Here is a 12,841-nt window from a genome sequence, read left to right as displayed (position 1 = left end):
GGAGAACCGGATTTCCGGAGAGTCACATCGTCGCACTTGCAGCTTTGAGGCGAGGCGCGGAGTCGGCTGTGCACGCAATCGGCATCACGTGATGCCGTTGCGAGGACTTCTCAGCCAGGAAACTTCTCCCAAGATGCGGCCGGTGCATCGTTGATGATGCCGGACCGAGGGAGACGTCATGCCACATGGCGACTGGCGGTCACGGGCCGCCTACGACTCCAATCTGGATGCCCCGGACTTCGCCTGGGAGGCGTTGCGGCGGTATCCGGAGTATCGGAGCGACTACGAGCGCGCGCAGGGGAAGGAGGCTCTCGGCCCCGAGGCCGAGGTTGCGTACCTCGCCCGGCGCTGGGGGCTGACCTTTTCTGGCGGATCCGCGCCGGCGTGCCTCCGAGCAGCCTGTGTTCTGGCTGCCCGAGCTGCACGTCCGCACGGTGATTCTGACCCCCTCCCTCCCTGATCCTCCGACCGACGCCATCGTCTTCGATCCCGACGCCTGGTTCGGCGCCGTTGCCGAACGCCGGAGCGCGGATGGCCTGCATCTGCTGCTGCGCGATGGCCGCAGCACGCATCGCCTCTGGCTGCCGGGGCCTCCGGCCCGCGGCACCACCGTTGATGCGGCCCTCTCGCTGGACGTGACAGCACCGTTTCGAGCCGAAGCGACGCTTCGCTTCTGGCGTCTGCTTCGCGAGGGACGACCACAGGCTCCGCCGATCCTGCCGACGCAGCGACGGGCGCGCCTTGTCGCGTCGCTCCGCGCCCTCGACGGACGGTCGGAGGGCGCGAGCTATCGCGAGATCGCCGAAGTGCTGTTCGGCGCCGACCGCGTCTGCGAGGAAAGCTGGAAGACCTCGTCGATCCGGGACCGGACCATCCGTCTCGTCCGCTCCGGCCTGGCCCTGATGCGCGGCGGCTATCGCCGGCTGCTCGGGCCCCGACGCTGAAAGCAGCCGGGGTGGCGATTGTCGCCACCCCGGTCTTCGCCATCCGCCCGCGCGGCGGCGCTTCGCCACCGTGGCCTTCGACCGGCCGCCCTGTCCGGCGGCCTTCCCGAAGATCACGGAGCCCGACCATGCCTGACCCTCTGGCCGGAATGCCGCCGCGCTTTCTCCGGACGCCCGAGGCCGCGCGTTTCCTCGGCCTGTCCGGCAGAACTCTGGAGAAGCACCGCACCTACGGCACCGGCCCGCGATACCGCAAGATCGGCGGCCGCGTCGTCTACACCATCGAGGACCTTCAGGCCTGGGCCGACCGCGGCGCCAAGCGCTCTACCTCGGATCCCGGCACCGACACCGTGCTGCCGGCCAAGCGCCACGCCGCGGTGGCACCGCAATACGCCGATCGCCCCGAGCCGGGGAGGGGACGATGACCAGTCTCCCCGAGCGGGCAACACTCGATCCTTTCGTGGCGCTGCCCGGGGACGGCGTCAGCCCGCGCGACCAGCGCGACCTGATGGAGCGGCCCTTCTTCTCGCTGGCCAAGGGCCGGCGCACCCGGCCGATCCTCTATCAGGCCGGTGAGACGGAAGTGCAGATCTACGCCGTGCCGGAGCACGGCATGGCGACCATCTGGGACGCCGACATCCTGATCTGGGCCGCGACCCAGATCGTCGAGGCTGCTGATCATGGCCTCCGCACCTCGCGCTTCCTGCGCTTCACGCCGTACCAGATCCTGCGGGCGACCGGCCGGGACACCGGCTTCCGCCAATACCGGCTCCTCAAGGCGGCGCTGCAGCGGCTGCAGTCGACCGTGGTGCTGACCACGATCCGCCAGGGTCCCAACTGGCGCCGGCACCAGTTCTCCTGGATCGGCGAATGGCAGGAGCTGGTCGACGGCTTCGGCCGCTGCCGCGGCATGGAATTCGTGCTGCCGGACTGGTTCTACCGCGGCGTGCTGGACCGCTCGCTGGTGCTGACCATCGACCCGGCGTACTTCCGGCTGACGGGCGGGATCGAGCGTTGGCTCTACCGGGTCGCCCGCAAGCATGCCGGCCGACAGCCCTCGGGCTGGGCCTTCGAGGTCCGCCATCTCCACGCCAAGTCCGGCAGCCTGGCCCGGCTGTCCGACTTCGCCCTCGACCTCCGCCGTATCGCCGCCCGCCAGCCGCTGCCCGGCTATCGGCTGGTTTTCGAGGCGGGCGGCCTGCTATGGGTTATACCCACCGGAGGCCCCGACTTATCCACAGAATCGGTGGATAAGCCTGTGACTGCACTCGGTACATCGGGCGCAGCGGGTATCGGTACTTCGGGCGCGGCGCTATCGGTACATCAGGCGCACGGAACCCAGCTAAGTCTTTGGTCTGCCAACGAGATCGGCGCCCGTAACTTAGAGTCTAACTTAGAAAACTCTAACATTGATGATGGTGCGCTCCGGAGTGCAGCCGTCGCTGCCCGTCGAGGCCCGCCATGATCGTGGCGCTGCTCAACCAGAAGGGCGGCGTCGGCAAGACCACGCTCGCCCTGCACCTTGCCGGCGAGTGGGCCCGCCAGGGCCGGCGCGTCACCGTCATTGACGCCGACCCGCAGGGCTCGGCGCTCGACTGGTCCGAGCAGCGGGCGCGGGCCGGCCGGCCGCGACATTTCGGCGTCATCGGCCTCGCCCGCGACACGCTGCACCGGGAGGCGCCGGAAATCGCCCGCGGCGTCGACCACATCGTCATCGACGGGCCGCCGCGCGTCGCCGCGCTGATGCGCTCGGCGCTGCTCGCTGCCGACCTCGTGCTGATCCCGGTCCAGCCTTCGCCCTTCGACGGCTGGGCCTCGGCCGAGACGCTCCGGCTGCTCGAGGAGGCGCGGCAGTTCCGGCCCGACTTGCTGGCGCGGTTCCTGCTGAACCGCTGCGGTGCCGGCACTGTGATCGCGCACGACACCGCGATGTCGCTCGCCAGGGCCGACCCGCCGGCGCTCGCCGTGCGCATCGGCCAGCGCGTCGCCTTCGCCGACGCCGCCCGCAGCGGCCGCCTCGTCGGCGAGTTCCCGCGCAGCCGGATCGCCGTCCGCGAGATCCGCATGCTCGCCGCCGAGATCGAGAGGCTGATGCCATGAGCCGGCCGTTCGCCAAGCGGCCGCGCAGCCCAGAAGCCTGGATCCGGGCACCGGAGGCGCGCAGACCCTTCACCGCCCGGCTCACCATCGACGTCACCCCGGAGCTGCGCGGCCGCATCAAGATCGCGGCCTACCGCCAGGGCGTCACCGTCGCCGATCTGCTGCGCGACCTGCTCGCGCGGCACTTCCCCGCATCCGACGAGACCGGAGACGCATCATGAGCGATCTCACCCGACTCGAGCTGCTGCGGCTGCACCGGCGGATCGAGCATTGGCTCCGCTTCGGCCGGCCGGTCGCGGAGGCGGCCGTCGATCAGCATCGGCGCGTCCTGTCCTTCGCGCCCGGCAGCGTCTTCGCCGTCCTGCGCTGGGCTGCGACCGATCTCGGCACCGGGGTTTCGCGCATCGACATCCTGCGAGCGGTGGCGCCGGGCGAGGGCTGCGCGACGGTGCCGCATGTGCGGCCCGGCGCCGAGATCCTGCTCCGCCAGTCCGGCTGGCCGAAGATCGAGCACGTGCTGCAGGCGATCGACGCGGTCCTGGCGCTCCGGATCGATCCGGCTGACGCGGCGCCGGATCACTGGCGGCACGTCCACAACCGCCTCAGCGCCGGCTTCGAGCCGCGGCCCTACAGCCGTGAGCGGCATGCCGCCTGGCTCAAGCGCCGGAGGATCGAAGCATGAGGGCGCGTATCGCTGTTCTGGCCGCGATGCTCGCCGGAGTGAGTCTGATCGCAGGCCCAGCGGTCGGCCCGCCGGTGCCGCGCCTCGTCTGGAACGCCTCGGCGAGCCTGCCGGTCGGGTTCTACCGCGTGCACACAGTTGACCGTCTCGCCGTCGGCGACATCGTGCTCGCGCGGGCGCCGGCCGCGCTCGTCCCGCTCTTCGCCGATCGCGGCTACCTGCCGGCCGGCGTGCCGCTGCTGAAGCGCGTCGCCGCGCTGCCGGGCAGCACCATCTGCCGCGATGGTCTCCGGATCCTGATCGACGGCGTCGCCGTCGGACGGGCGCTCGGGCGCGATCGGCTCGGCCGGACGCTGCCCGTCTGGCAGGGCTGCCGGCTGCTCGGCGACCGTGAGGTCTTCCTCATGAACCGGGGCGTCCCGGACTCGCTCGACGGGCGGTATTTCGGGCCTGTGCCGGTCGCCTCGATCGTCGGCCGCGCGGCGCCGCTCTGGACATATGAGGGACGGCGATGACGCCGATCGGCAGCCATCGCCGGGGCCGGTTGGCCGCAGCCATCCTGCTCTGTGTCTGCACATGGGCGATCCCTGTCCGTGCCGAGCTCGCGAGCAGCATCGCAGCGAGGGCGCAAGACCTTTGGTCGGCCAACATCGCCGAGGCATCGCGGCGCTTCGGCGTGCCGGAGTCATGGATCCGCGCTGTAATGCGGGTTGAGAGCGGCGGCGATTCGCATGCCGTCTCGTCGAAGGGCGCCATGGGGCTGATGCAGATCATGCCCGAGACCTGGGCCGAACTGCGCGGCCGCTACGGCTTCGGTGCCGATCCCTATGATCCGCGCGACAACATCCAGGCCGGCGCCGCCTATCTCCGCGAGATGCACGACCGCTACGGCTATCCCGGCCTGTTCGCTGCCTACAATGCCGGCCCGCGGCATATGGACGAGCACCTGTCGGAGGGCCGGGCTCTGCCGGCCGAGACGCAGGCCTATCTCGCGGCCTTCGGCCATGCGGACGTGGCACGGCAGCGTCTGACCGCGATCGCATCCACCGTCAGCCTGTTCGTCGACCTGCATGGCACCGGCCGAGGGGCGGCATTCCGGCCGTCGTCGGCCGGCGGCCTGTTCGTCCCGGTGAGCACGGCGCGGAAGTCGACACCTTGATGGCGCGGCGGCACCGACGGAGCCCCATCGGAGAGAAAGGCCGTCTCTTCGGATCGCCCACTCTCCCATGCCGGGACGGGCCGCGTCGTGGACGAGCGGTCCCCCCAATTTTGCCGAGCGCAAGGTGCGCGCTGCGCGCGCCGGTCTGTCGTCCCGCTCGACAAAATCGGCTCCCCCGCTCGCCGGCCAGCCGGTCGCCTGCGGCGATCCACGACCCGGCCCGTCCCGGCATGCGTCGCACCTCCCGTCTTCAGACTTGGGACGGAGAGGACCATGCTCCACGACCACATCCGCGAGCTCGAGGCCGAGTTGCTCCACTGCCATCTGACCCGCCGCGAGCGGAGTGCGGCCGAGACCGAGCTCGCGCAGGCGATCGCCCGCCAGGCGGAGCTCGACCGCGCCTTCGACGCGCTGTTCGACACGCGACCGCGGCGCCGCCGTGCTGCAGCCTATCGGCATCCGGAAAGCTGATCGCAGACAGCTCCAAGCGCATCGGGCGCGGCGTTCGTCGAGCGTCGCGCCCGCCATCCGGCGACTGACCGACGCACCTGGAGAGGCCTGCTCCAACCCCTCTCTCGTCTCGGTCGTCTCATCCTGTCAGCCGGGACGAAACGCCCGTCAAGGAGGCGTGGTCCCCCCGAAATGCTGACGCATTTCGGCTCCCCCACGCCCCGCTCCGCGGCGCCTCCGGCGTCCTTGACGGCCGCTCCGCCGGCCGAGCCCGGGACACGTCCTCGACGCGGAGGACGTCAACCAAGGAGCGTTCCGATGACCATCGCATCATCCCGTCTCATCCCGGGCACCGACGCCTACTGGCATGATCGGCGGGAGGCCTTCGCCCTCATCCGCCGGCTCGAGAACGCCATCGCGGCGTGCAAGCGGGCGCCGCTCTACCTGCCCGGTCCGGACTACGATGAGGAGGACAACTTCGACGATGTGGTCGAGAATCTCGGGCCCTGGGATCACGCCGCCAAGCTGAAGGGTGAGGCCCGCGACAGCTCCACCGTCGTCGAGATCCTGACCGCCCAGAAGCGGCTCGCTCTCATCGACTAGGCCTCTCCACGGCGGGGGCGGTGCCCAGGGTGCCGCTCCCGCCTTCTGCATTCAGCGCTCAGCAGCGCTGCCGGGCGGGTACTGGCCCAACACCGCGATGCAGCCCGACGGGCTGCGATATCCTACTACTACGAGTTGCGTATCCGAGAGAGTGAAAACAACTTTTGAGCTACGGCGAGATAAAAGGGTGTGGCTGGTGGATGGGTAAGCCTTTGATCCGGCTGATATTTTTGCGGCCATGCAGTTTTTTGGAGTGCTGTCGCAGGGGGATTTCTCAATCGGATCAATGCCCTTCGCAGCACTGTGCTTGGAGCAGCTTCTGAGGTGATCGGCAATGGGCACGCCTGACGACGATCTCCGTATCCGGCTGGGCCGGATCCGCAGCCGCGGCGGTGGCCGCCGGCCGACATTCATCGCCCAGGTGCTGAAGGCGGCGCAGAAGAGCGGGCATGTCGGGCCGCGCTCACCCCGGCTGCCGCAGCCGAGCCGGTCGGGTTTCGGCCGCGGACGGCTCGCCTTCAGCCGCGAGCGGCTCTTTGCGCCCGGGCGGCGCGTGGTCGTCAAGGCCCGGGTGGTCCGGCACAAGGGGCCGGCCTTCCGCTCGGCGCCCATCACCGCTCACCTCGCCTATCTGAGGCGCGAGGGCGTCACCTGGGACGGCGAGAAGGCCCACATGTTCGACGCCCGCAGCGATGCGGCGGACGACGCCGCCTTCGCCGCCCGCTGCCGGGACGACCGGCATCATTTCCGGTTCATCGTCTCGCCGGAAGATGCGGCGGAGATGACCGACCTCCGGGCCTTTACCCGGGACCTGGCGGCGCAGATGGAGCGCGACCTCGGCACTCGGCTCGACTGGATCGCGGTCGACCACTGGAACACTGACAATCCGCACGTCCACCTCCTGGTCCGCGGTATCGCCGAGGACGGCAGCGACCTTGTCATCGCCCGCGACTACATCAGCCGCGGCCTGCGGGCGCGGGCCGAGGCGCTGGTCACGCTCGAGCTCGGCCCGAAGCCGGAGCATGCGGTGCAGCTCGGACTGGAGCGGGAGGTCGAGGCCGAGCGCTGGACCCGGCTCGACACGGAGATCCGCCGCATGGTGGACGAGGAAGGCTTCGTCGACCTGCGGCCCACGGGCTCCGGCGACGACGCGTCCGATCTCCGCCGGCTGATGATCGGCCGGTTGCAACGGCTGGAGCGGATGGGGCTCACGGTGCCTGCCGGCCCGGCCCAATGGGTGGTCGGTGCCGAGGCCGAGCGGACGCTGCGCGAGCTCGGCGACCGTGGCGATATCATCCGCACGATGCACTGCAGCCTGGCCGAGCAGGGGACGGAGCGGGCGCTCGGCGACTACGTCATCCACGGGGCGGGGATGACGATTCCCGTGATAGGGCGCCTCGTCGACCAGGGCCTGCACGACGAACTCGCCGGCACAGCCTATGCGGTCATCGACGGGATCGACGGCCGGGTCCACCATCTCCGTCTCGCGGACCTCAGCGCGCTCGAGCACACGCCGCCGCTCGGCGGAATGGTCGAGATCCGGGCGGGGAGAGCGGAGCTGATCACACGCTCGGATCTCGACATCCAGGCGCAGGTCGGCGCCCGTGGCGCGACCTGGCTCGACCGCCATCTCGTCGCGCGCGAGCCGGCGACGTTGTCGGAGGGCGGCTTCGGCACCGAAGTCCGCACAGCCCTGGAGGCGCGGATCGAGCGGCTCGCCGAGGACGGGCTGGCGCGCCGGCGGGGACAGCGGGTGGTCTTCGCCCGCGACCTCCTCGCCACGCTGCGCCGACGCGAACTCGATGCTGCCGCGGCGGCGCTGGCCTCGGAGACCGGCCTGCCGCGATCCGGGGCGGCCGCCGGCGATCCGGTCGGCGGCATCTATCGCCGACGGCTCGACCTCGCCTCCGGCCGCTTCGCTATGATCGACGACGGCCTCGGCTTCAGCCTGGTGCCCTGGTCGCCGGCGCTGAAGCGGCGCCTCGGACAGGAAGTCTCCGGGGTTGTACGGGCCGATGGCGGCGTTGACTGGAGCTTGGAGCGCAAACGGGGGCTCGGGATCTGAGGTGGCGAGGTTCCTCCCCTGGGTGCTCCGCACAGAACCTGTCTTCGCGCGATGGGTTCGCCGTATGTGCGACGGCGGGCTTTCGGCGGTTGCCTTGCGACCGGGCTTCCCGACATCGCCTGTGCGGTGCTTCTCGCAAGGTGCGACATGTCGGGAACCAAGATCCTCTGGGGCCAGATCGTCGTCGTGTTCGCGGTGGTGCTCGCCTCCGTCTGGGGCGCGACCCAGTGGGCCGCCTGGCGGCTCGGCTACCAACCCGAGCTCGGCAGTCCCTGGGCCGAGCTCGGCGGCGTGCCGCTTTATCCGCCGCCGGCACTGTTCTGGTGGTGGTACTGGTACGACGCCTATGCGCCTGGCCTGTTCATCGAGGCCGGGCTGATCGCGACCGTCGGCGGCTTCGCCGCGATCGGGATCGCGATCGGCATGTCGGTGTGGCGGGCGCGCGAGGCGAAGGAGGCTTCGACCTACGGCTCGGCCCGTTGGGCGACAGGGGAGGAGATCCGCGAGGGCGGCCTGCTCGGGGCCGATGGTGTCGTGCTCGGCCGCTTCGAGGGGGAGTACCTCCGCCACGATGGGCCGGAGCACGTCCTCTGCTTCGCCCCGACCCGCAGCGGCAAGGGCGTCGGCCTCGTCGTGCCGACGCTGCTGACCTGGCCCGGCGCCGCCATCGTACACGACATCAAGGGGGAGAACTGGCAGCTCACCGCCGGCTGGCGCGCCCGCTTCGGCCGCGTGCTGCTGTTCGATCCGACCAATCAGGGCTCGACCGCCTACAATCCGCTGCTCGAAGTCCGCCGCGGCGACGCTGAGGTCCGCGACGTCCAGAACATCGCCGACATCCTGGTTGATCCGGAAGGGGCGCTCGAGCGCCGCAATCATTGGGAGAAGACCAGCCACAGCCTTCTGGTCGGCGCCATCCTCCACGTCCTCTACGCCGAGCCGGACAAGACCCTCGCCGGCGTCGCGGGCTTCCTGTCCGATCCGAGGCGGCCGATCGAGAGCACCCTGCGCGCGATGATGACGACGCGGCATCTCGGCGGCCGGCCGCATCCGGTCGTGGCCTCGGCGGCGCGCGAGCTCCTCAACAAGAGCGACAATGAGCGCTCCGGCGTGCTGTCGACGGCGATGAGCTTCCTCGGCCTCTACCGAGATCCTGTCGTGGCGGCGGTGACGGCGCGCTGTGACTGGCGGATCGGCGATCTGGTCGAGGGCGACCGGCCGGCCACGCTCTATCTCGTGGTGCCACCGTCCGATATCAGCCGGACCAAGCCCCTTATCCGACTGGTGCTGAACCAGATCGGCCGCCGCTTGACCGAGCAGCTGGAACCGGCGGGTCGGCGCCATCGCCTGCTCCTGATGCTGGACGAATTCCCGGCACTCGGGCGGCTGGATTTCTTTGAGAGCGCGCTCGCATTCATGGCCGGCTACGGCCTGAAGAGCTTCCTGATCGCCCAGTCGCTGAACCAGATCGAGAAAGCCTACGGGCCGAACAACTCGATCCTCGACAACTGCCATGTCCGTGTCGCCTTCGCGACCAATGACGAGAGAACGGCCCGGCGCGTCTCCGATGCTCTTGGTACCGCGACCGAGCTCCGGGCGATGAAGAACTACGCCGGCCATCGGCTGTCGCCCTGGCTCGGACACCTGATGGTCTCCCGGCAAGAGACAGCCCGGCCGCTGCTGACGCCGGGGGAGGTAATGCAACTGCCACCGACGGAGGAGCTCGTGCTCGTCTCCGGCATGCCGCCGATCCAGGCCCGCAAGGTTCGCTATTATGAGGATCCGCGCCTCGCCCGCCGGGTTCTGTCGCCACCACCAGAGCTTTCGCTGGCGCCGAAGGAAGCAGCGGTCGGCGCCAGCGATTGGAGTGTGCCTCCAGGCAACGGATCGGCTGCGACCGAACGCGCTGGGGACAGTACAGAGGATCCGGCGAATGGCGGCATCCGTCGCGAGCCGATGCTGCCCGAGCACGAGGCCATCTCGCCAGAGGCGGCCGAGTCAGTGAGAGAATTCGCCGATCTCGAGGACGAGCCGGACGATGAGGCCGTGAAGGCGAGGGCGGTGCGGCGGGCCATGCGCGTGGCCGCCCGACAGGCGGCGATGGACCCCGACGACGGCATCAGGCTGTGAGCGGCCGATGAAGACCAGACTGAACGTCTACTTCTCGCCCGACCTCCTGCGCAGGATCGAGGACCTCGCCGACCGCAAGCGGCTGTCGCGCTCCTCGATTATCGAGGCCGCGGTCGCGTCCTTTCTGTCGCCGGACGGGGCGGAACAGCAGGAGGCTGCCTTCACCCGTCGCCTCGACCGATTGTCGCGACAGATCGAGCGGCTGGAGCGTGACGTCGGGATCTCGGTTGAGGCGCTCGCGCTGTTTGTGCGCTTCTGGCTCACCGTCACGCCGCCCCTGCCGAGCGAGGCGCAGGCGGCCGCGCAGGCAAAGGGACGGGAGCGATACCAGGATTTCGTCGAGACGCTCGGACAGCGGCTCGCCAAGGGGAGGGGGCTGCTCCAGGAGATTTCGACTGAAATGATCAACGGGGACAACGCCCTGAAAACTGGGAGCAGCAACACCTCAAACAATGCATGAGGACGATCAGTTCCTCCTCGAAGCCGTTAGTTGTAGCGACCTAGCTCCTTTGCCTCGGCTTCGGATCTAAGATGAGAATCTCGGGTGCGCCATACCCACCACGGTGCATGTCAGTCTGCGTCCGCCCGAGGACTTGCCGTCGACCTCCGGGGGATGAGAGTTGGTGTGGCGACCCTGATCCGGCAGTTGTCCGATGCCGGACCATCGGAAAGAAGCTCAAGGGCGGCAACGGCTATCTGGTCGAACGGAACACGCACGGTCGTGAGGGGAACAGGAAGGCGGCTCACCAGCGGAATATCGTTGTATCCGACGACTGATATGGCCTCTGGAACGGGCAGCCCCATCCTGGCGATCGCGGAAAGCGCACCAATCGCCGTGTTGTCATTGACCGCGAAGACTGCGGTCGGCAAGGGGTTCAACTCCAGCAAGCGCTCCATTGCGACGGCCCCGGAATCGATGCCGAATGTGGACTCCACGATCAATGCCGGATCGGAAATCGCGCCCGCTTCCGCAAGAGCCCGGCGATAACCCTCCAGGCGACCGCGGCTGCTCGACGCGTAGGTGGGGCCCGCAATGATCGCGATGCGGCGGTGACCGAGATCGAGCAGATGCCGCGTCGCGAGATAGCCACCCAGCTGGTCGTCACCCACGGACGAGAGGCTTTTGCCGTCGGTGCGCAGCGCAAGAACGTACGGAACGCCGAGGTCAGCTAATTCGCTTGGGAAGTCATCATCTTCCCTCGCTGTCGAGAGAACTAGGCCGTCTACCCCGCGCTGAAGCAGTGTGCGGGCAGCGGTTCGGTCGGCTTTCGGCTGATCATCGGTCGTCGCGACGATTGCGAACCGCTTCGATCGGGCGCAGGCGTGGGCCAGAGCTTCATAGAGCATGGCCATCACGGTATCGGTCAGGCGAGGGACAATGACGCCTATCGTGTTCGTCTTGCCTCGCCGGAGACTGGCGGCTGATACATCACGGACGTAGCCGAGCCTGGCCGCGATTTCCCTGACACGTCGCGCGGTCTCGCTATCCGAACGCGGCAGCCGCTCGTCGAGAATTCGCGACACCGTGGACTTGGACACGCCTGCAGCTGCGGCAACGTCATGAAGCGTGACGCGGACCAGCCGTTCCTGCGCGTCGGCATCCTGAAACACGCCTCTCTCCCTCTCGGACTCTTCACAAGCATTTAGCGCTTGACCGAGCAAAGCCTCAAGCTCAACCTCGGGAACGTTACTGCAAACGTTCCCGCAATCGTTCCCAGACGACCGTCAGCGGGCTCAAGCAGGTCATCGAGGGAGAGAAACCAATGGCCATCATGAATTTGCGTGGCATTAACCCAGCGCCCGTCACGGTCTTTGCCGCCGACGGTTCAGTAGATCATCCAGCCAATGCAGCACTGGCCCGCTGGCTGACGTCCATCGAAGGCGTCAAGAGCCTCGTGATTCTCGGCCATGCCGGCGAAGGCACGTTCCTGACCTCAGATGAGCAGGTCGCCCTCATCCGGACCTATGTGGAGGCAGCCGGGCACAAGGTTCCGATCATCGCCGGCATCACCGGCGAGGGCACGAAGGTGGCCGCAATCGAAGCCAAGCGCGCCGCCGATGCAGGCGCCACTGGGGCCCTCGTCTATCCCAATCATGGCTGGCTGCGGTTCGGCTACCAGAAGGGCGCGCCGCAGGATCGCTACAGGGCAATCCACGAAGCCTCCGGGCTTCAGTGCATCCTGTTCCAGTATCCAGACGCCACGAAGGCGTCCTACGATCTGCAAACCCAACTCGAGATTGCGGCCCAGCCGGGCGTGATTGCCACCAAGAACGGCGTGCGCAACATGAAGCGGTGGGACACGGAGATTCCCGAGTTGCGCAAGGCTTTCCCGGAGCTGCAGATCCTGTCCTGCCATGACGAGTGGCTGCTGCCGACCATGTTCGACGTCGATGGCCTTCTGGTGGGGTACGGCAGCCTCGCGCCCGAGCCGCTGGTCCAATATCTCGCCGCCGCCAAGGCGCGCGACTACAACGCAGCACGCGCCTTCCATGATCGGCTCCTCCCAGTCACCAAGGCCGTCTATCATCGTGGTTCGCACATGGAGGGCACCGTGGCCCTCAAGCTGGGGCTGAAGGCCCGAGGCCTCATTAGAGAGGCTCACATCCGCTCGCCGCTCATGCCGCTCGGACCGGGCGCTGAGGAGGAAATCCGGACCGCGCTCACAGCTGCCGGCCTGATCGAAGCCAAAGCCGCCTGATGCCGTCCG

16 protein-coding genes are annotated in these 12,841 nt (G+C 68.6%); 15 read left to right on the top strand and 1 reads right to left on the bottom strand.

Annotated features, from left to right (window positions below; genetic code table 11):
* Positions 1-178 precede the first annotated feature (178 nt).
* The 14 genes from KXR53_RS10470 (at position 179) to KXR53_RS10405 (ending at position 10,593) form a co-directional block, all read left to right on the top strand.
* Positions 179-460: a transcriptional regulator domain-containing protein gene (locus KXR53_RS10470; protein ID WP_437375071.1), complete on the top strand. Its 282-nt coding sequence runs from the start codon at positions 179-181 to the stop codon at positions 458-460.
* Positions 402-944 carry a DUF2285 domain-containing protein gene (locus tag KXR53_RS10465; RefSeq protein ID WP_437375070.1) on the top strand — a complete coding sequence of 181 codons (543 nt, stop codon included), beginning with the start codon at positions 402-404 and terminating at the stop codon, positions 942-944. Before KXR53_RS10470 ends, KXR53_RS10465 begins: the two co-directional genes overlap by 59 nt.
* A gap of 128 nt (positions 945-1,072) precedes the next feature.
* Positions 1,073-1,369, top strand: coding sequence for a helix-turn-helix transcriptional regulator (locus tag KXR53_RS10460; protein ID WP_437375069.1), 297 nt, complete (start codon positions 1,073-1,075; stop codon positions 1,367-1,369).
* Complete coding sequence (locus tag KXR53_RS10455; protein WP_437375068.1) at positions 1,366-2,409, top strand: replication initiator protein A; 1,044 nt, start codon at positions 1,366-1,368, stop codon at positions 2,407-2,409. The genes KXR53_RS10460 and KXR53_RS10455 overlap by 4 nt, the downstream gene beginning before the upstream one ends.
* The gene (gene parA / locus KXR53_RS10450; protein ID WP_437375067.1) at positions 2,406-3,044 is read left to right on the top strand and encodes a ParA family partition ATPase; all 639 of its coding nucleotides are present in this window, start codon (positions 2,406-2,408) and stop codon (positions 3,042-3,044) included. The genes KXR53_RS10455 and parA overlap by 4 nt, the downstream gene beginning before the upstream one ends.
* Positions 3,041-3,265, top strand: coding sequence for a hypothetical protein (locus tag KXR53_RS10445; RefSeq protein ID WP_437375066.1), 225 nt, complete (start codon positions 3,041-3,043; stop codon positions 3,263-3,265). Before parA ends, KXR53_RS10445 begins: the two co-directional genes overlap by 4 nt.
* Positions 3,262-3,726, top strand: coding sequence for a DUF2840 domain-containing protein (locus tag KXR53_RS10440; RefSeq protein ID WP_437375065.1), 465 nt, complete (start codon positions 3,262-3,264; stop codon positions 3,724-3,726). The genes KXR53_RS10445 and KXR53_RS10440 overlap by 4 nt, the downstream gene beginning before the upstream one ends.
* Positions 3,723-4,241: a S26 family signal peptidase gene (locus KXR53_RS10435; protein WP_437375064.1), complete on the top strand. Its 519-nt coding sequence runs from the start codon at positions 3,723-3,725 to the stop codon at positions 4,239-4,241. The genes KXR53_RS10440 and KXR53_RS10435 overlap by 4 nt, the downstream gene beginning before the upstream one ends.
* Entirely contained in the window at positions 4,238-4,885 is a 648-nt protein-coding gene (locus KXR53_RS10430) for a lytic transglycosylase domain-containing protein (RefSeq protein ID WP_437375063.1), read from the top strand. The genes KXR53_RS10435 and KXR53_RS10430 overlap by 4 nt, the downstream gene beginning before the upstream one ends.
* A gap of 273 nt (positions 4,886-5,158) precedes the next feature.
* On the top strand, positions 5,159-5,356 hold the full coding sequence (locus KXR53_RS10425) for a hypothetical protein (RefSeq protein ID WP_437375062.1): 198 nt from the start codon (positions 5,159-5,161) through the stop codon (positions 5,354-5,356).
* Between the two features lie 297 nt (positions 5,357-5,653).
* Positions 5,654-5,938 (top strand): hypothetical protein, encoded by a 285-nt coding sequence (locus KXR53_RS10420; protein WP_437375061.1) that lies wholly within the window; start codon positions 5,654-5,656, stop codon positions 5,936-5,938.
* 334 nt (positions 5,939-6,272) lie between these two features.
* Positions 6,273-8,003, top strand: a complete 1,731-nt coding sequence (locus tag KXR53_RS10415; protein ID WP_437375060.1) for a relaxase/mobilization nuclease domain-containing protein — start codon at positions 6,273-6,275, stop codon at positions 8,001-8,003.
* Positions 8,004-8,150: 147 nt separating this feature from the next.
* Positions 8,151-10,133, top strand: coding sequence for a conjugal transfer protein TraG (locus KXR53_RS10410; protein ID WP_437375059.1), 1,983 nt, complete (start codon positions 8,151-8,153; stop codon positions 10,131-10,133).
* Positions 10,134-10,140: 7 nt separating this feature from the next.
* Entirely contained in the window at positions 10,141-10,593 is a 453-nt protein-coding gene (locus KXR53_RS10405) for a CopG family transcriptional regulator (protein ID WP_437375058.1), read from the top strand.
* 110 nt (positions 10,594-10,703) lie between these two features.
* Here the strand turns inward: KXR53_RS10405 and KXR53_RS10400 are convergent, their stop codons facing one another.
* Entirely contained in the window at positions 10,704-11,744 is a 1,041-nt protein-coding gene (locus KXR53_RS10400; RefSeq protein ID WP_437375057.1) for a LacI family DNA-binding transcriptional regulator, read from the bottom strand.
* 152 nt (positions 11,745-11,896) lie between these two features.
* Here KXR53_RS10400 and KXR53_RS10395 point away from each other — a divergent pair, with 152 nt between their 5' ends.
* Positions 11,897-12,832, top strand: a complete 936-nt coding sequence (locus KXR53_RS10395) for a dihydrodipicolinate synthase family protein (RefSeq protein WP_437375056.1) — start codon at positions 11,897-11,899, stop codon at positions 12,830-12,832.
* Positions 12,833-12,841 lie beyond the last annotated feature (9 nt).

It is taken from the genome of Inquilinus limosus (assembly GCF_051487185.1).
Classification (GTDB): Bacteria; Pseudomonadota; Alphaproteobacteria; order DSM-16000; family Inquilinaceae; genus Inquilinus; species Inquilinus limosus_F.
Note: the sequence above shows the minus strand (reverse complement) of the source record. Positions and strands in the feature narration are given on the sequence as shown.